At 62.8% G+C, this 18,124-nt stretch carries 20 protein-coding genes; 14 read left to right on the top strand and 6 right to left on the bottom strand.

All coding sequences use genetic code 11. The annotated features are described in order from the left end of the window. The first annotated feature begins 29 nt into the window (after positions 1-29). The 6 genes from npdG to AC07X9_RS22360 all read left to right on the top strand — a co-directional run bounded on the left by npdG (position 30) and on the right by AC07X9_RS22360 (position 5,666). Complete coding sequence (gene npdG / locus AC07X9_RS22385; protein WP_017180938.1) at positions 30-686, top strand: NADPH-dependent F420 reductase; 657 nt, start codon at positions 30-32, stop codon at positions 684-686. Between the two features lie 10 nt (positions 687-696). Then, positions 697-1,434: a coenzyme F420-0:L-glutamate ligase gene (gene cofE, locus AC07X9_RS22380; protein ID WP_017180939.1), complete on the top strand. Its 738-nt coding sequence runs from the start codon at positions 697-699 to the stop codon at positions 1,432-1,434. After that, positions 1,431-2,357 (top strand): 2-phospho-L-lactate transferase, encoded by a 927-nt coding sequence (gene cofD / locus AC07X9_RS22375; protein WP_017180940.1) that lies wholly within the window; start codon positions 1,431-1,433, stop codon positions 2,355-2,357. The genes cofE and cofD overlap by 4 nt, the downstream gene beginning before the upstream one ends. After that, the gene (gene cofC, locus AC07X9_RS22370; RefSeq protein ID WP_017180941.1) at positions 2,354-2,929 is read left to right on the top strand and encodes a 2-phospho-L-lactate guanylyltransferase; all 576 of its coding nucleotides are present in this window, start codon (positions 2,354-2,356) and stop codon (positions 2,927-2,929) included. The genes cofD and cofC overlap by 4 nt, the downstream gene beginning before the upstream one ends. A gap of 87 nt (positions 2,930-3,016) precedes the next feature. Then, entirely contained in the window at positions 3,017-3,937 is a 921-nt protein-coding gene (locus AC07X9_RS22365; RefSeq protein ID WP_026002035.1) for a TIGR03619 family F420-dependent LLM class oxidoreductase, read from the top strand. A 73-nt stretch (positions 3,938-4,010) separates the two neighbouring features. Continuing rightward, positions 4,011-5,666, top strand: coding sequence for an FAD-dependent oxidoreductase (locus AC07X9_RS22360; protein WP_017180943.1), 1,656 nt, complete (start codon positions 4,011-4,013; stop codon positions 5,664-5,666). A 94-nt stretch (positions 5,667-5,760) separates the two neighbouring features. Here the strand turns inward: AC07X9_RS22360 and AC07X9_RS22355 are convergent, their stop codons facing one another. From AC07X9_RS22355 to AC07X9_RS22345, 3 genes are read right to left on the bottom strand one after another with little or no spacing between them, the layout of a single operon-like run. Beyond that, positions 5,761-6,837, bottom strand: a complete 1,077-nt coding sequence (locus AC07X9_RS22355) for an LLM class flavin-dependent oxidoreductase (RefSeq protein ID WP_017180944.1) — start codon at positions 6,835-6,837, stop codon at positions 5,761-5,763. A gap of 59 nt (positions 6,838-6,896) precedes the next feature. Further along, entirely contained in the window at positions 6,897-7,970 is a 1,074-nt protein-coding gene (locus AC07X9_RS22350; protein WP_017180945.1) for an aromatic ring-hydroxylating dioxygenase subunit alpha, read from the bottom strand. Between the two features lie 14 nt (positions 7,971-7,984). Continuing rightward, on the bottom strand, positions 7,985-8,923 hold the full coding sequence (locus AC07X9_RS22345; protein WP_017180946.1) for a Rieske 2Fe-2S domain-containing protein: 939 nt from the start codon (positions 8,921-8,923) through the stop codon (positions 7,985-7,987). Between the two features lie 78 nt (positions 8,924-9,001). Between AC07X9_RS22345 and AC07X9_RS22340 the strand changes: the two genes are divergently transcribed. Beyond that, positions 9,002-9,655, top strand: a complete 654-nt coding sequence (locus AC07X9_RS22340) for a TetR/AcrR family transcriptional regulator (protein ID WP_241763555.1) — start codon at positions 9,002-9,004, stop codon at positions 9,653-9,655. A 32-nt stretch (positions 9,656-9,687) separates the two neighbouring features. Here AC07X9_RS22340 and AC07X9_RS22335 read toward each other — a convergent pair whose 3' ends face one another. The 3 genes from AC07X9_RS22335 to AC07X9_RS22325 all read right to left on the bottom strand — a co-directional run bounded on the left by AC07X9_RS22335 (position 9,688) and on the right by AC07X9_RS22325 (position 11,927). Next, positions 9,688-10,191, bottom strand: coding sequence for an ester cyclase (locus AC07X9_RS22335; RefSeq protein ID WP_017180948.1), 504 nt, complete (start codon positions 10,189-10,191; stop codon positions 9,688-9,690). A 38-nt stretch (positions 10,192-10,229) separates the two neighbouring features. After that, entirely contained in the window at positions 10,230-10,547 is a 318-nt protein-coding gene (locus tag AC07X9_RS22330; RefSeq protein WP_017180949.1) for a 2Fe-2S iron-sulfur cluster-binding protein, read from the bottom strand. Positions 10,548-10,637: 90 nt separating this feature from the next. After that, positions 10,638-11,927: a sulfotransferase family protein gene (locus AC07X9_RS22325; RefSeq protein ID WP_017180950.1), complete on the bottom strand. Its 1,290-nt coding sequence runs from the start codon at positions 11,925-11,927 to the stop codon at positions 10,638-10,640. Positions 11,928-12,078: 151 nt separating this feature from the next. On the opposite strand from AC07X9_RS22325, the gene AC07X9_RS22320 reads away from it, so the two are divergent. From AC07X9_RS22320 to AC07X9_RS22290, 7 genes are all read left to right on the top strand, one after another. Then, the gene (locus tag AC07X9_RS22320) at positions 12,079-12,957 is read left to right on the top strand and encodes a helix-turn-helix transcriptional regulator (protein WP_017180951.1); all 879 of its coding nucleotides are present in this window, start codon (positions 12,079-12,081) and stop codon (positions 12,955-12,957) included. A 121-nt stretch (positions 12,958-13,078) separates the two neighbouring features. Next, entirely contained in the window at positions 13,079-13,870 is a 792-nt protein-coding gene (locus AC07X9_RS22315; RefSeq protein ID WP_017180952.1) for an SDR family NAD(P)-dependent oxidoreductase, read from the top strand. Between the two features lie 62 nt (positions 13,871-13,932). After that, positions 13,933-14,445 carry a VOC family protein gene (locus AC07X9_RS22310; RefSeq protein ID WP_017180953.1) on the top strand — a complete coding sequence of 171 codons (513 nt, stop codon included), beginning with the start codon at positions 13,933-13,935 and terminating at the stop codon, positions 14,443-14,445. Between the two features lie 4 nt (positions 14,446-14,449). Then, positions 14,450-15,214, top strand: coding sequence for a tyrosine-protein phosphatase (locus AC07X9_RS22305; RefSeq protein ID WP_017180954.1), 765 nt, complete (start codon positions 14,450-14,452; stop codon positions 15,212-15,214). 106 nt (positions 15,215-15,320) lie between these two features. Beyond that, positions 15,321-16,514, top strand: a complete 1,194-nt coding sequence (locus AC07X9_RS22300; RefSeq protein WP_017180955.1) for a DUF1214 domain-containing protein — start codon at positions 15,321-15,323, stop codon at positions 16,512-16,514. An 11-nt stretch (positions 16,515-16,525) separates the two neighbouring features. Next, positions 16,526-16,981 (top strand): nuclear transport factor 2 family protein, encoded by a 456-nt coding sequence (locus AC07X9_RS22295; protein WP_017180956.1) that lies wholly within the window; start codon positions 16,526-16,528, stop codon positions 16,979-16,981. Positions 16,982-17,041: 60 nt separating this feature from the next. Beyond that, positions 17,042-18,124: a TIGR03857 family LLM class F420-dependent oxidoreductase gene (locus AC07X9_RS22290; protein ID WP_017180957.1), complete on the top strand. Its 1,083-nt coding sequence runs from the start codon at positions 17,042-17,044 to the stop codon at positions 18,122-18,124.

Genomic DNA, 18,124 nt, shown 5'->3' with positions numbered 1-18,124 from the left:
CCATCGCCCGCTCAATTGAAGGACAATCTATGACTCTTCCCGCCATTGCCGTCGTCGGCGGCACCGGTAATCTGGGCGCTGCGATCGCCTGGCGGCTGGCGCGTGCCGGCTATCCCGTGACGATCGGATCGCGCAACGCCGAAAGTGCGGAAAAGGCCGCCGCGGAATTGGGCCATGGAATGCGTGCCGGCGCCAATGTGGATGTCGTCGCGAATGCGGACATCATCATCGTAACGGTGCCCTTTGCCGCGCAGGAGGCGACGCTTCGCGACATCGCGCCGCATGTCGTTGGCAAGTTGGTCGTGGATACGACCGTTCCCCTCGTCCCGCCCAAGGTGATGCGGGTCCAGTTGCCCGATGAAGGCTCGGCAGCCCAAAAGGCGCAGGCGGTTCTGGGAGAAGGCGTGACGCTCGTGTCCGCGTTCCACAATGTCGCCGCGCATAAACTGGCCAAGGACATCGATGTCGGCTGCGACGTGCTGGTCTTCGGCGACGACAAGGATGCGCGTGGTCGCATCGTGGCGCTGGCTGATGCCATGGGATTGCGGGGGCTTCACGGCGGCGCGCTGGTCAACTCGGCGGCCGCCGAAGCGCTCACGTCGATTCTCATTTTCATGAACAAGACCTATAAGGTTGACGGCGCGGGCATTCGTATCACAGGAGATTTGATCCCGCCCGAGGCTTGAGGTGTAGTCGATGATCGAAATCGTACCGTTGACCGGAATTGGGGAGGTCAGACCGGGCGATGATCTGGCGGACATTCTGCATGTGGCGCTTGATCGGTGCGGCATTGAACTCCGCGCCGGCGACCTTCTGGTTGTGACGCAAAAGATCGTGTCCAAGGCCGAGGGGCGTTTCGTGTCGCTGGCTGATGTGGAGCCGGGGGAAGAGGCGCGGCGGCTGGCCGATGTCACGCGCAAGGACGCGCGGCTGGTGCAACTGGTGCTGGATGAATCCAGCGCCATCCTGCGCGCCGTGCCCCACGTCCTGATCGCGCGGCACCGGCTGGGCCATGTGATGGCCAATGCCGGAATCGATCGTTCCAACATCGGGGCGGGGGAGGGCGATCGCGCCCTGCTCCTGCCGGTCGATCCCGATGCAACGGCATCGCAACTGCACGCCCGACTGGGACTGCCCGTCGTCATCTCGGACAGTTTTGGCCGACCCTGGCGGATGGGCGTGGTGGCGGTCGCCATCGGCGCTGCCGGATTGCCGGCGTTGCAGGATCGCCGGGGCGAACTGGATCGCGACGGTCGGACGCTGGAAGTCACCCAGGTCGCCTTGGCCGATATCGTCGCGACGGCCGCCTGCCTCGCCACCGGGGAAGGCGCGGAAGGCATACCAGCGGCTCTGGTGCGGGGTTGCCCGCTGACCGGCCCGGCTCGCCCAGCCGCCGATTTGGTGCGTCCCGTTCATGAAGATCTGTTCGCATGAAGCGCGTCGTTGTTCTGACCGGCGGCGTGGGCGGCGCGAAGCTGGTCCTGGGTCTGTCGCGCATCATGGCGGGCGACGGGTTGACGGCGATCGTCAATACCGGGGATGACTTCCGGCATCTGGGGCTGCATATATCGCCCGACATCGACACACTGCTCTATACGCTGTCCGGCACGGCGAACGGCGCGCAGGGATGGGGTCGGGAAGGCGAAAGCTGGAGCTTCATGGCGGCCCTTCGCGAATTGGGCGGGGAGGACTGGTTTCAGCTGGGCGACGGCGACTTGGCGCTTCATGTGGCGCGGACCCATGCCTTGGCGCAGGGGCGAAGCCTGTCGCAGATCACGGCGCGATTTGCCGACCAGTGGGGCATCGCCACCCGGATACTGCCCATGAGCGACCAGGCGGTAGCCACGATATTGGATACGGACCAGGGGCGGCTGGAATTTCAACGCTATTTCGTCGAACAGCGATGCGCGCCGGCCGTGCGACGCATCATGTTCGAAGGTGCGACGCATGCCGTCCCGGCCCCCGGCGTCGTCGAGGCGATCCAGTCGGCCGACGCGGTGTTGATCGCCCCATCCAATCCATTTCTCAGTGTCGATCCGTTGCTGGCCGTGCCCGGCATAGGCTCGGCGATCGAACAGATCAAGGCGCCCGTCATCGCCGTGTCTCCGCTCGTCGGCGGCACGGCGGTCAAGGGTCCGACCGCCAAGCTGATGCAGGAATTGGGCATGGCGGTCGATAATGACAGCATCGCCTGGCATTATGCCGGGCTGATCGACGCCATCTTGATCGATAACGGAGACCGTTGCGATGCGCCGGACGTCGTCGTTGGGCGTTGTGCGACCCTGATGACGACTCTGGATGACAAGATTCGCGTGGCGCAGGCGGCGCTGGATCTTGCGATCAGCTTTCGTTCGTGACGGACTGGGCCGCCCTTGTCCCCTTGAAACAGGGCGTCGACAGTAAGTCGCGACTTCGGGAAGCGCTGGAACCGGCCGAACGCATGGCGCTGGCGTCGGCGATGGCCGCGCGGGTTATGACCTGCCTGTCCAATGTGAATGCGATCGGTTCCCTATATCTTCTTGCGCCGACAGAAGTATCCGAATGGCCATCGCGTTGGTTGCCCGACAATGGTGGCGGCCTAAATCCAGAGTTGGCGCGCGCGCGGGCGCAATTGGGCAATCGTCCCTTGCTCGTGATCCATGCCGATTTGCCGCATCTGACGGTGCAGGACGTCCACACCCTGCTGGCTGCCGCTGACGATCGCGGCTGCGCCTTTGCGCCGGATCGGCACGGCCGCGGCACAAATGCTGTGGCGCTCCGGGACGCCAATCCGTTCCGCTTCGCTTTCGGACGGGATAGCCTTATGCTCCACAGGCAGCAGCGCCCGAGAGCGGCGATTGTGGATCGGGCCGCTCTCGGCTTCGACATCGACACGCCCGCAGATTTGGCTGAACTGCATGATATCGGCCCAGCAAGACTGAAATCTTGACTGGTGCTATCCTTCCCAAGGGAAGGTGTTGTCGAACCGATCCCGGCCATTCTGCCCGCCTATCTGGAAATCAGGGAGGATCGGTCGATGAAACTGAACGTGGGCGTGCCCAACAGCATGCATGTTGCGGCAATGACGCAAGCTTGGGAATATAGCCTGACCGGGGACGACATCGGACAGGCGATGGCGACGGCCGATCGACTGGGCTTCAACAAGTGCATGTTGGGCGAACATTTCATCATTCCGCAAGAGCATATTGGCCTGTCAGGCGACCATTATGTCCATGGCACGGTCGCCCTCTCGTTCCTGGCGGGCCGCACCAAGACGATGAAATTAAGCTCCTCGGTGTCGATCCTGCCGCTGCAGAGTCCGATCGTCCAGGCCAAGGCCTGGTCGACCCTCGATTGGCTGAGCGGCGGGCGAGCCACGGCCCTGTTCGGGGTCGGCTGGCTGAAGGAAGAGTTCGACATGCTGAATGTCGATTTCCACCAGCGCGGACGCATGGCCGATGAATATATCGCCGCGATCATCGAATTGTGGACGTCGGACAAGCCCGAATTTGAAGGCGAATTCGTTCGTTTCAACAATGTCGGTTTCGCACCCAAGCCTGTGCAGCAGCCGCGGCTGCCGATCTGGCTCGGGGGCGACGCCGAACCGGTGCTCAGGCGGGTGGCGAAATTCGGCGACGGCTGGTCGCCCTTCCGCACGCCGCCGGAAAAATTCCCCGAATGCCTCGATTTCATACGTTCACAGCCGGAATATGACGGGCGGCCGATCGATCTGTTCTTTGCACTGGAAATGCTCAACGTCGGCGCCCATCACGAAATCATGGACGACCCGCGCGCGCCCGGAACGCGGGATGCGCAAAAGGTTATCGATCAGGTGGGCTGGTTGAAGGAATTGGGGGTCAATGAAACCATCGTTCCTCTGCCGCCGGGGATATCCGGGCTGACCGAATATCTCGATCGGCTCCAGTGGGTCGCCGAGGAAATCATGCCCAAAATCTGAAACCTGCCGGGGGAAAGGCGCGGAAGGCCGTGCCTTTCCTCAGAGATATCGAAAGAAGGATCGGGAGGACTTGATGGCCCAATATGATGTTGTTGTGGTAGGATCGGGCGCGGCCGGCATGACGGCCGCGATCAGGGCCGCGTCTGCCGGGCTGTCGGTCCTCGTGCTGGAAAAGGCCGCGCATTTCGGCGGCACGACATCGGTTTCGGGCGGCGGTATCTGGATTCCCGACAGTCCGCAGGCCAGAGCGGCCGGTGTCGAGGACAGCCGCGCCGTGGCGCGCCAATATGTGCTGGACGTCATCGGACCGACGGCAGATCCCGCGCTGATCGACGCCTATCTCGATGCCGGTCCGGAAATGGTGGAATGGCTGGAACAGAATAGCCAGGTGCGTTTCCTGCTCTCGCCGCCGAGCAGCGACTGGTATCCGGAAGTCCCCGGCGCGGCTGATCATGGCCGCCTGTTGTCGCCGCAGGAATATGACGGCAAGAAGTTGGGCGATCACTTCGCCGATCTTCGTCCAGCGCGAGAGGAGTTCAACGCGCCCGGCGGCTTCATGATCGATCTGTTCGATCTCCCCTATCTGGCCGAAATGCCCTCGCCCAAGTCGCTGTTCCACTTTGGCAAGCTGGCCGCGAAGTTCGGCCTGGACAAGGTTCGTCGCTATCCGCGCGGCACGCGCCTGACCATGGGTAATGCGCTGGCGGCGCGCCTGATGCGGTCGGCGCTGGATGCCGGTGTCACGCTGCGCAAGGATGCGGCCGTCGATCGGTTGCTGGTGAAGGCCGGCCGCGTGACCGGCGTGCGCGTTAAGGGCGAGGATATCGCGGCGCGGGTCGGCGTGCTTCTGGCGTCGGGCGGCTTTTCCGCCAGCGAGCAGCTTCGCAAGGCCTACATCCCCTATGCCGAGGAGCATGTCTCGATCCTGCCCTATGAAAACACTGGCGACGGGATGAACATGGGGCTGGAAGCCGGGGCATCGCTGGACGGCGACAATCTGGTCAACGCGGTCTGGGCCGTCGTGTCCAAGATGACGCGGTCGGACGGCTATGTCGCGCGCTACGCCCATCTGATTGATATGTCGAAGCCCGGCTGCATCGCGGTCGATGCCAAGGGCGAGCGGTTCGGGAATGAGGCTTCGGTCCATTTCGTGGAGGCCATGCACAAGAGCGGCACCGTGCCCGCCCACATCATCGGCGACGCTGCCTTCATAAAGAAATATGGCATGGGCATGGTCTATCCCGGCGGTGGCGGTCTGAAGAAGCTGATCGCGGCGGGCTATGTCATAGAGGCGCCCAGTCTGCGTGAACTGGCCGCGAAGATCGGGGTCGACACCGATGGCCTGATGGCGACGGTCGCGAAGATGAACCGCTATGCCGAGACCGGCAAGGATCCGGATTTCGGCAAGGGCGACACGCAGATCGACATCGAGATCGGCGATCCCAAGCACAAGCCCAACCCGTGCCTGGGCCGGGTGGAAACCGCGCCCTTCTATGCCATCAAAATCTATCCGGGCGACGGATCGACGACCGTGGGCCTCAAGATCGACGCGCAGTGCCGCGTGATCGGAACCGATGGCGCGCCGGTGGAGGGATTGTTCGCCGCAGGACTCGACGCCAATTCCATTTGGCGCGGCAAGTCGCCGGCCCATGGCTGCAATGTCGGCCCGGCCATGGTGACCGGCTTCATCGCGGGCAAAGCCATGGCCGACACACTGGTGCCGGCCTGATCCTTTTTACGGTGGTGTGAACGGCAGAAGGCGGGATCAGGAATATCCCGATCCCGGCTTCTGCCGTTTCAATTCCTGAGAGCGCCGCAGGCTGCTACGCCGGTTCGGCAACCATGCCTGCGCCCGCCCGGGCGGTCGCCACCAGCTTGAACAGGCCCGCATTATAGTCGGTCAACTGCTCCATGGTGAGATCCCGATAGGGCGTCATCGGGCAGAGTGAATCCACCACGTCCCAGAACGGCTCGATCTTTTCGAGCACTTCGTCCACCGGCCCGCAGGTTACGAAGGCTTCGACCATCTCGTCGGATACATTGCCGATGACCTTTGCGATGTCGCCATGCTCGCCCAGGCTGAGCTGGCAAGCGCGGGCCTGATCGCCAAAGCCGATCGCCTCGAAGAAGGGTTCATATTCCTTGTAGCCGGAATAAGCCGCAACGGTGGCGCGACTATCGTCGATCGCCTTCTGCTTGTCGTCGTTGACCGCGATCCACGGCCACGCGTTGATTTCGATATCCTCGCGCTTGCGGCCATATTTCGCTAGCGTATCGGTGATGAAGGGCAGTCGGCTCCTGGTATAGGCGGCCGACCAGAGCGCGTGGACCATCAGGCCATCGCCAACCTCCAGCGCAAGCGCGGTCATCTTTTCCTGCAGCGCTGCGATCCAGATCGGGATTTCCTCCCGCACCGGCGGGGCGGTCAGCATCATCTCTTCGAAATCGGCGGAGAAATATTCCCCCGCGATCGGATCGAGACCCTTATGCGCATTGGCGATGACATAGCGGATCACCTTGATGCTTTCGCGCAGGTGCGACAGCAGCTTGCGTTCCGGCTCCCCATACATGCCCGTGACGCAGCTCTTGATGCTGGAGCCCAGGCCCAGCACGAAACGGCCATTGGAAATGCGATCGACATCCATCGCCGCATAAGCGGTCTCCACCGGACTGCGCGTTCCCGCGATGGCGACGCCCGTGCCAACCTTCAGGCTGTTCGTCAGTGCGGCGGTGGCGGCCATCGGCACGAAGGGCGGCCCGTAAATCTGGAGCGAGAAGCAGCCCTCGAAACCCGCCTGTTCCATCTGCTGGCCGATCCCCGCCATGGCGGAGGCGGGCAGGGTAGGCATGACGGCCCACCAGCGGCGTTCGCCGCCGACGGCATTGACGAGCGTGGACATGGCGTCTCCAAAAAAGAAAAAAGAGCGGACGCTGCCGTCCGCCCATGGGGGAGATCAGATCAGAACTGGAACAGTTCCTTGCGCAGGCCGATGATGTCGCTGCAATCAGCGCTGACATTGTCACGATAGTCGAAATCGCCCTTCGCCTGCCGGTCCGCCAACTCCATCATCGCCATGCGATAGCGCTGCCCGGCCTGGTCGAACTTGCTGTGCAAATCCTTGCGGTCGGTGTGGCGCATGTAGCGCGGGCTTTGCGGGGACGTCATATAGCTGTCCTGCCGCGACACCTTGTAGCCCGCCTTGGGCATGACATGGCGGAACATCAACCCCGCATTGGACGTGTTCATGACCATTTCCATCCGCGTACGATCCCGCGTTTCGGGCGTGCAGGGGTGGAACAGAGGCACATCGTCGCCGGGGCTGAACCGGCCATAGGCGATGGCGCAGTGCGAACGCAGATAGATGCGGATCACCTGCCGCACATTCTGGGTCGGCTGCTTGATGCCGCTGAAGAACTTCATCACCGGCGCGACCGACTTGTTGACGCAGGTGCGGACCATCGTGACGGTCTCGCTGTCGTAGAAGGTTTCCACCGTCTCGCTGTCCGACCGTTCGTCCCCAACGACGTCGGCGTGCAGGAAATCGGCATGGGTCAGGTCGATCAGGTTTTCCAAGCTGATTGGCGCTGAGCTTTCAAAGCGGACGGTCGCGGTCATGTGGCGCGGCAGGCCGCCCTTGGGCGGGAGGAAGGGCAGGCTGGGCAAATGGCGGGGATCGGCGGCCAGCGGATTGCCGAACCATACCCAGACGACGCCATAATGCTCCATCACCGGATAGCGGCCCTGGGCGTTGGTGAATTCGCTCTTGTCGCGGGTGATCCGCTCATTGGGATGGAACTCGCTCGCCACGGCGACGCCATTGTCGCGCCACAGGAAGATGGGGTGCGAATAGACGGCGCGACGGACGGGCTTGCCAGTCACGGAATAATCATGCGCTACCGGAAACCAGCTGTCGCGCATCACCAGATTATGCGGCACCCAGCGGTTGATGGCGTTCAGCGCGATCGGGCTGCCACCCGATGGCGCGGCGGAATTATCGTCGTGCGAAACGGGACGATCGGCGGTTTCGAGCATCTTCAATTCCTCCTTCAGGCCGCTACGGTCTGATCATGGGTCGCTGGCTTGGTTTCCAGCATCGCCTTGCGCAAATCCTCGCCGTGCAGCGAAACGGTGGGCTTGGTGGCGCGCAATTTCGATCCGTCGATCGACGCGTGCACCGACAGCGGGTTGATCCCGCGCAGCACGGCGCCGCGCACGCCCGGATGGCGCACGCCCAGTTCGGCCCGCCAGCGGACGGCGGTCACCCCCCGCGCCGAAGGCACGGGCGAGAGGACGGCGTGGAGCAGATCGTTGAACTGGTCGTCTCGCAACGTCAGTTGCGTTTCGCCGGTCAGCGGATGGGTTCGCGTCAGCAGGGTGAGCGGAAATTCAGCCACGAAATGCGACGGCCAATGCAGCGGATGCCACTGACAGTTGCGCTCCATCACCAGCAGGCCGTTTTCCTCGTGCAGTTCCGACATCAGATAGGGGCTGAAGCGGACACCGCGGACCGACAGGATCAGGCTGGGGTCATCATAGAGAGCGTTCAAATATTCCTGATGGCTGCAACTGACGTTGACCGTGCCGACATAGGTATATTTCGGGTCGGCGCTGAGCGGCGCCTGCGCCTTGGGATTGAGGCAGACCCGCACGAAGCCGGCCTGTTCGGTTACCGCAAAGGCATTGGCCTTGTAGATCGGCGGAAATTTCTGCTGATCCTTCATGTTCGGAATTTCTTTGAGCCGTCCGGTTTCACCGTCATAGCTCCAGCCATGATAGCCGCACTGGATCTGGCCGTTGTCGCGGATGCAGCCGAGCGACAGAGGCGCGCGACGATGCGGGCAGCGATCCTCCAGCGCGCGGGCGATACCCTGATTGTCGCGCCACAGCACCACCGGCTGATCGCCGATATCGACGGAAAGCGGCTTTTGGGAGGTCACTTCCTCGGACCGGGCGACAGCCCACCAAAGATCAGAATCGAGACTCATAGCGCTATCCACTCTCCTTTCTATTAAATTGACGGATGACAATTTATATGTCAACGTCTTTTCACTATGGACATGCTGATGCTCGACCGTCCCCAGCGCACTCGTGGCCGTCCCGCCCTCAATGCCGCCCATGCCTTAGACGAGGACAAGCTGCTGGCCCTTGCATTCGCGACCTTCGCTGAGCGCGGCTACGAAGCTACGACATTGCGCGACCTGTCCAAGCGGCTCGGGGTTAGCCACAATCTGCTGAATGTCCGGTTTGGCCGGAAGGAGGATCTGTGGATACGCGCGGTCGACTGGCGTATGGCGCAGGCCTCGCCCTTCGTCGAAGCCGCCTTTGACGAACCGGCCGATCCCGAGGTTCGGCTGCGCCACCTGATCCAGCGTTTCTGCCTGTGGGCGACGGACAACGGCGACATCGTGGCGCTGACCAATGTGGAAGGTTGCCGTTCGACCTGGCGGCTGGACCATATCGTCGAACAATTCGTGCTGCCGTTCCAGCGACGGCTCGACGGCCTGCTCGACGCGGTGCGGCTCCAGCGGCCGGTTCATGGGTTATCGACGGCCGCGTTGATGGCGCTGCTGGTGCAGGGGGTCGGCTATTATTTCTGCGCCGTGCCGATGCAGGAAAGGCTGGGGGCCGGGCGGGAAGTGGATGATGTCCATGCCGCCGAACATGCGGACAGGCTGGCCGCCTTCCTGCTCGCTGCCCTCCTTCCGCCGGTCGCCTGACCGGAGCGGAAGAAGAACAGTAGAGTATCTGCTTATTTGTAGGGATCGACCGGCTGGGGGACTTCCACCACGCCGATGTCCTTCAGCATGGTCAGCACGTCGGAAATGCTGAAGATGCTGACGATCTTGTCGTCCTTGAACTTGACGATCGAGAACCAGTTGACCTGAAACTCGTTGCCGGTCGGCTGCACGCCCATATAGGGGCCGCCGACATGCTTGCAGTAGTGGGTGGCGTAGATCCAGATTTCGTCGTCGCCCTTGCCGACCGCGTCGATGGTCTTGTAGGCCGCGGGGAAGAAGGTCTTGTAGAGCGCGACCGGCGACGTCTTCCACTGTTCATAGGTGCCCAGATCCGGCCGGTTGGGGTTGCCGTACCGGAAATCGGGATGGAAAAACCGATCCATGCCGTCAAAATCGCCGGCGTTCAGGGTTTCCTGAAGGTCGGTCCAATGCTTGACCATCTGCTTCTGCTTGTCGGTCAGTACGGTCGAATCCGACACGTCGAGCTGTTCACGAATATCTTCTTTCCAGGCCACGATAGTCCTCTCTCATGCATTCAGGATGGGCATTATGCTCAGTCTTCAGGAGCGATGGTGACCGTGAGGCCCGAGAGGGCTTCCGTCATCATGACCTGACAGGACAGGCGCGAATAGTCGTTGCGGTGCGGCGATCCATCCAGCAGATCGCTTTCGTCGTCCGTTACCGGGGGCAGGGACTGAGCGAAGGCCGGGTCGACATAGACATGGCATGTCGCGCAGGAACAGCAGCCGCCGCACAGCGCCAGCAACTCGTCGAAACCGGAATCTCGTATGGCCTCCATTACCGAGGTTTCGGCGGATGCATTGATCGTCTGCTGTGCGCCGTCACGGGTAATGACATTCAATTCGGGCATGGCGTTCCTCTGGTGGAATCGAAAGCAATGCCCCCTTCTAATCAGGGGTCGTTGATTTCCATCCTGTCGAAAGGCAGGTCGTGAACTCTCCTATTTTACCTCAACCTGCACCGGGAAACGCTCGAAATAAAAAGCGAACGGGCGGCGTAATTCCTCGCCGGTCACATGGAAATCGCGTTCCAGATCATAGACGATCTTGCCCTTGGACTGCTCGCCATGCTCGGCCAGATAGTCGTGCAGATCGGCCAGAGCCTCATCGGTCAGCGGGATGTCGGCAATGCGATAAATCTCTTTCAGGATCGGATCGGGATTTCTGATCCAGTCATGAAAATAGACGTCGATCGTCTGGTCCGGGGGCAGGATGTCGCGATCCCGCACGCAGGCGCGGAGCAGCTTTTCATAGCGGTCGGGCCAGTAGCCGAGCGGCTCCTGAATATCGATTGTCTTGCGGAACATGCGCGCCGCATAGCTATACATGGTGAGCTGGGACCGGATCGACCCGACCGGATCGCGATGGGTCAGGACGAAGGTGGCGTCGGGAAAGGTCTTATAGAGAGCGGGCAACTGCTCCATATGCTGCGGGCACTTGATCACCCAGCGGTTCGGACCCTTCAGGAAGGTCAGAACCTGGAGACCCTTCTTCAGATAGGCATAGGTGCCCGACTGGTCGTGGCTCAGATAATAGTCGCGCCAGCGCGGCACATGCGCCAGCCATTCGATCAGATAGGAGGAGAAATCGACGGCCTGAAGCTCGATATCCTCGCTGATATGATCGGGCGAAAACTCGTGCATGATCGCCATATAGGGCAGGATGGATTCCATCATCCGCCAGCCCTGTTCCGCTTTGGTCCAGCGCGGATTGCTGTCCTCGTCCGTCGGGGTTTCGTCCGGGGCGGGAACCGGCGCGATCGCTTCCCACCAGGGCAGCGAGCGGAAGCGGCGATCGGCCGACAGCAGGCCGAGCAGATGCGTCGTGCCCGAGCGGGGAAGGCCCGCGACGATGATCGGGCGGTCGATCTGAATGTCCAATATCTCCGGGTGGCGCTTCACCATGTCCTCGATCCGCAGGCGCGTTGCGGCAAAGCGGATCATCATCTGGAACAGATTGGCGCGCGTGACCGCAGAGGCGTTGGCATCCTCGTCCACCGCCTGGCACCAGACGGCCAGCCGTTCGCGAAAATCATCTGCCCCAAAATTCGACAGCCCGGTCTGCGCCTGCGCGGCGGCCAGAATGACCTCCGGCTTCAGGACGATCTGGTCCGCCGCCGCCTCGGCCCCGGCGATCACCTGCTTCTGGACATCGGTCAGCACGGGGTGATGCAGGTCGGTGATGTCGATGATGTTACGGCGCGCGGCCTCTTCCTGCACGGCACTGCCCATGGTTCTCTCCTCTTTTCGATGCGCCATCTAAAAGCGTGGACCCTTTCTTCGGCAAGGTGCGCAGCCATCGCCGCTGCGCCAAATGCTCCGCAAAAGCGCCATGCCATGCAGCCATGGCGCCGCGGCAGGCGAAACTGTTCGGAGAGGTCGGATGAACGCTGTTTCCCAGGTCTATGATCTGCCCGTCACACCGACGATGGAATGCACGGTCCAGGGACGGATCGCGCTGCCCGGCGTCGTGATGGAATTGCATCATTATCGCTTCCGCGGCCAGCAGGGTGGGGTCTTTTCGTCGCCACGCAGCTTTCTCGATCTAGCGCTGTCTCCTCGCCCGGGGCGTCCCTGCGGCGGTTATGGCGGGATGGAGAAGGGCGGGTCCAGCGCCCTGGGCGACGTGCTGTTCGTTCCGGCGCGAAGCGAACTGCATACACAATGGGGCGAGGGCGAGCAGACATCCATATGTTGCGGCTTCGACGGAATGGGCTTCGATCTTGACGGGCCGGACCTGTCGAGCGACGCGTTGCAGGCTTCGCTCGACGTGCGCAGTCCGACTGTGCGCGAGGCGCTGCGGCGCATCGCCTGGGAGATTGCGCAACCCGGCTTTTGCAGCGAGATGCTGACGCAGGCGATATGGCTTCAGGCCGCGATCGAATTGCAGCGCTATCTGCGCGGTTCGGCGCGTGCTGGCGGCAGGGGGGGAGGGGGCATGTCCCGTACCCAGCTTCAACGCATCGACGATCGCGTCCAACAGCCGGGCAAACCCCCGTCCGTCGCCGAGCTGGCGGCGGAATGCGGCCTTTCCACCCGCCATTTCTTCCGACAGTTCAAGATAGCCACGGGACAGACGCTCACCCGCTACGTCGCCGACCGCAAGATCGACCGGGCGAAGCAGTTGCTGCGTCAGGCCAGTCCGGCGATCAAGGTCATCGCCTGGGATTGCGGTTTCGACAGCGCGGCCGCCTTTTCGGCCGCCTTCCGCAAGGCGACCGGACTGACCCCGCGGCAATTCCGAGAGGGCGTGATGCATTGAAGCCGGGGCCGTTTCGCGATGGCATTGGCACGATCGCGAAACTTGTGCCGCTTGTTCATCGGTCCGGTCGCCAGCAATGTCGGGCCAAAGCGCCGCCGCCGTTCGAGCGGCCATCGGGAGAATGGAGATGCCGGAAAATCTGTTCGATCTGAGCGGCAAGGTGGCGCTGGTCACGGGCGCCAACTCGGGGCTGGGTTTCGGCTTTGCTCGCGGTCTCGCCCGTGCCGGCAGCGACGTCATTCTCTGGGGGCGGCGCGCCGACAAGAATGAAGAGGCGGCCGCCGCATTGCGCGCGCATGGGGTGCGGGTCTTCGCCGATGTCGTCGATGTGTCCAGCGAGCCCGCGATCGTCGCCGGCTTCGCCCGCGCGCTCGATGCCATGGGCCGGGTCGACACGGTGGTCGCCAATGCCGGCATTGCCAGCCGGGTGCCGTTCACCGACATGGACGTCGCCACCTATCGCAAGCTGATCGACGTGAATCTCGACGGCGCCGTCTTCACACTGCGGGAGGGCGCGCGGCACATGAAGGCGCGCGCGGAAGCCGGCGACCCTGGCGGTTCGCTGATCATCTGCGGCAGCGGCTCGATCTTCCAGGGCGTGCCGACCATGGCCCATTACGGCATCGCCAAGGGCGCGCTGAATGCGCTGGCCAAGGCGCTGGCGGCCGAACTTGGTCCGATCGGGGTGCGCTGCAACGTCATCGCGCCGGGCTTCATCGAAACCGAAATGACGTTCGCCGATCCGGAGGTCGGCAGGATGATCGCGGATGTCGTGGCCGCCAAGGCCCCGCTCGGGCGGGCGGGCAAGCCGGCCGATCTGGAAGGCGCGGTCGTCTATCTGGCGAGCGACATGGCGGCTTACCACACCGGCGACACGCTGGTTGTGGACGGCGGCAAGATGTCCGCCAACTGACCGAGCGGCAGGTGCCGCGCCGGGCCTTTACGGCCTGACTGTCGATATTACAGGAGATATGCATGTTCGCCCGGCCCAACAGCCAGCACTGCCAGGTGGCCTATGTCACCAACAATCTTGACGCGGCGATGGCCACGCTCAAGGATGCTTATGGCACGCCGGCCTTCTTCGAATTTTCGAACGTTCAGCCGGGTGAAGACCCCGTCGGCAAGCCAGTGCTGAATATCGCGCTGGCGAACGTCAATGGCGTGGAGATCGAACTGATCGAGCCGGTGGGCGACACGGCCCCCCTGTTCAGCGATTTTCTGCCGGAGGGAGACGATCTGGCCATCCGCTTCCATCATGTCGCGACCCGGATCGACGGACCGCTGGAGCATTGGGACGCCCATGTCGCTTCCCTCGACCTGACGCGGCACCCGGTCGTGTTCGAAGGCGCGCTGGGCGACTCGCTGCGCTATATCTACACCGACGAGCGCGCGACGCTGGGCCATTATGTCGAGCATGTCTGGATGGCGCCCGACCTGCTGGCGCAGATGCGTGCCGTCGTCCCTGCCTATCCGCCCGTGAAGGACTGACTGCATGACCATCGCCCTGTCCCGCCTCAATTTCCGCGACATAGGCGGCCTGCCGACCGCGGGGGGAGGGCAGGTCCGGTCCGGCATCCTGTTCCGCTCCGAAGGGCCGGCGAGTTTCTTCGAGGATCATCATGCAGAGCTGTCGGATCTGGGCTTTCGCTCGGTGGCGGACCTCCGATCCACGATCGAGAGGGACGCCGCGCCCCATGGCTGGTGCGGCCCGGATTGCCATATGCTCGACCTCGACATGAATACCGACCTGCGCGCGCAGGGCGAGGACATGTGGCTGTCGCTCGGTCGCGAGCCGACCGCCGCGCGCGCCGTCGAGGTGATGACGCACAATTACGGCCTCATGCCGCAGGCCTTTCTGCCGCATCTGTCGCGGATGGTCGATGCGTTGCTGGCGCAGGACACGCCGATGCTGGTGCATTGCACGGCAGGCAAGGATCGGACCGGCGTCGTCATCGCCTTGTTCCTCGACCTGCTCGCCGTGCCGCGTCCCGTGATCATGGAGGATTATCGCAAGTCCGACATATTCGGCCAGAATCTGCGCGTGTCGGGTCATCTCAAGCGCGATCTGGAAAAGACCTTCGGTTTCGTGCCGCCCGACGACATGGTGGCCATCCTGATCGGCGTGCAGGATGATTTCCTCCTGAGCGCACTCGATATGGTCGCGACGCGATGGGGCGGTATTGAAGGCTATTTCGAGGCGGCCGGCGTCGACGCGCAGCGGCGTGCTGCGCTGAGGCAATTGCTTGCCACAGACTAGGCGGGAAATCTGCACGGGACTGCCAGCCGTCCTCGCCGGGCTTTTGCTGTCGGGCGGGATCGCCGGGGCGTCCGCCGTCAACCGGAAGAATAGGGTGGAGAATGAGATGAGCAACAACGGCATTTTCGAATGGGAAGATCTGCTCGACCAGCTTCGTCCGCTGGGCCAGTTGATGCGTGATCGTATCCCGGAAAGGCTGCGCAGCGATCCCCGCGTCATGCAGGAATCGATGCGGCTGCTGCTGTCGGGCGTGTTGCGCACGACCAACGACGCGATCATGCATGATCGCAGTCACCCGATCTTCGTGCCCGAACTCAACATCTGCCAAAATATCTTTCAGCCCAATGCGGACACCATCTACAAGGCGGCGCTGATCGAAAAGGGCGGCACCTATCGCATCCGGGGGGATCGCGGCACGACGCGGATGGTGATCCTGGCGCAGCTCGGCCCGGACACGCTGCGCACCGGGCAGCATCATCCCGCGCAGGATGCGAATGATTTCAACGACCTGCATATCGGTGCCGACGGAAGTTTCGATGTCATCCTCTCGCCGACCCGGCCTACCGGCTATGAGGGCGACTGGTGGGAGCTGAAACCCGCGACCGAGAAGCTGATGGTCCGGATCGTCGCCTGCGACTGGGGCGTCGAGCGCGAGCCGCGCTTCGGCATCGTGCGCCTGGACGCCGATCATGCCGCCAAGGGACGCCCCACGCTGGCGCAACTGTCGCACCGTTTCGCCGAGATCCCGGCCACTGCGGCGGTCTGCGCGCTGGCCTTTCCCGACAAGGTGCAGAAACTGCGCGACGAAGGACTGATCAATACGCTGAAAGTTGTCGACTTTTCGCAGATGACCGGTCTTGCCCGGCAGTCCTATTATGAGGGCGCCTACGAACTGGCCGATGACGAGGCGCTGATTACCGAGGTGCAGATTCCCAAGGAGGTCGACTACTGGTCGCTGATCCTGACAAACGAACTTTATGAGACGACCGACTGGTATCATAACCAGTCCAGTCTCAACGCGGCGCAGGCCGTGCTCGATGGCGACGGCTATTTCCGCGCCGTGATTTCCGCGCGCGACCCGGGCGTCCACAACTGGCTCGACACGTCGGGCTATGCCAGCGGCGCGGTGCAGGGGCGCTGGTTCAACACCGACGAGCGGCCCACGCCGACGATGAAGAAGGTCAAGCTGGCCGACGTGCGCAGCCATCTGCCCGCCGATACCGTGCTGGTGACGCCGGACGCACGCGCGGAAGCGATCCGCGAACGCACCCTGCGCGCGCACACGCGCATCATCTGGTGATGGAGGACTAAATGAGCGACGATCTGGCCCGGCTGCTCGATTATGAGGCGATCCGCAATGTGAAGGCGCGCTATTGCCGCTTTCTCGACACGAAGGACTGGGACGGCTTTCTTTCCCTGTTCACGCCCGATGCGGTGCTGGACGTCGAGGAGGATACCGGCAATCCGCCGATGAGTGGGCATGCTGCCATATTGGAGCAGGTGCGCTCCGCGGTCATCGATGCGCGGTCGGCGCATCAGATCCATTCGTCGGAGATCGACCTGCGCGGCGACGAGGCGGACATGATCACGGCGGTGCAGGATCGGGTGGTCTGGGCGCCGGGCAAATGCCCCATTCCGGGCGGCCAGTCGATCACGGGTTTCGGCCATTATAGGGAACGCTATGTGCGTCGGGACGGACAGTGGAAAATCGCTGCGCTCAAGCTCACCCGCCTCTATGTCGAGGTGCACCCCGGACCTGTCGTTTGACAGGTTCCCAATGCTCCTCCCGACGGCATTGCAGCGGCATATATTTGAGAGGACATGGGAATGACGGAAGCGGTGGAACCGGGCGCACGGGCGCTTTTCGACAAGTTCGGCACCTATATCCTGCCCGGCCGCGTGAACGATCCGCGTCGCGGCATTGATGAAGCGAAGGAGGCGGAGCGCATCGGCCTTGGCTGCGTGTGGATTTCCGAACGCTATGCGCTCAAGGAACCGGCGGTGCTGGCGGGCGCGGTGGCCGAGGCTACGTCGAAGATCCGCATCACCGGCACCATGTATGCGACGATGCGCCATCCGCTCGTCACCGCCAGCGTCGCCGACATGATGCAGGCGATGAGCGGCGAGCGCTTTCGTATGATGTTCGCGCGTGCTGTCCCCGCCTATATGAAGATGCTCGGTTCGCCGCCCATCACCATGGAGCGGCTGGCCGATCTGATCTCGATCTGTCGGCGTCTCTGGGCGGGCGAAAAGGTTGATTATGAAGGCGTGTTGGGAAAGTTTCCCGCGATCAGCCTCACCGATCGTCATGGCGGCACGCCGCCGCCGATCATCTTTACCGCGATTGGTCCGAAGAGCCTGGAATTTGCCGGCGAACATTGCGACGGTGTGCTGCTCCATCCCTTCGTATCGGCGCAGGGGGTGAAAAACAGCGCCAAGATCGTGCGTGACGCGGCTGAAAAGGCCGGGCGCGATCCCATGTCCGTGCGTATCTATCACAATATCATCGTCGCCCCGGACCTGCCCAAGGATGAAGAGGAGGCCGTCGTCGGCGGCCGCGCGATCACCTATTTCGAATTGCCCGGCTTCGGCGACCTGATCGTCGACATCAATGGTTGGGACAAGAAGGTGCTGGAAGATATCCGCGCCCATCCCAAGATCGCAAGCCTCAACGGCAAGCCTGCGGATCAGGCCTATACCCGGCAGGAATTGGTGGATGTCAGCCGCCTCATTCCGCAGGAGTGGCTGGATCAAGGCGCTGCAGTAGGGACTGCCGCCCAATGTGCCGACCAACTGATGGACTTCCTGGACGCCGGCGCTGATGAAATCCTGCTCCATGGTTCGTCGCCTAAGGATATGGGGCCGCTCGTCACTGAGTTGAAGCGCGCTCTGGCGGCGAAGGGGTTGTAA

The sequence above is a fragment of the Sphingobium sp. GW456-12-10-14-TSB1 genome (assembly GCF_059424385.1).
The sequence above is the reverse complement of the archived record's forward strand: the minus strand, read 5'-3'. Positions and strand labels throughout refer to the sequence as shown.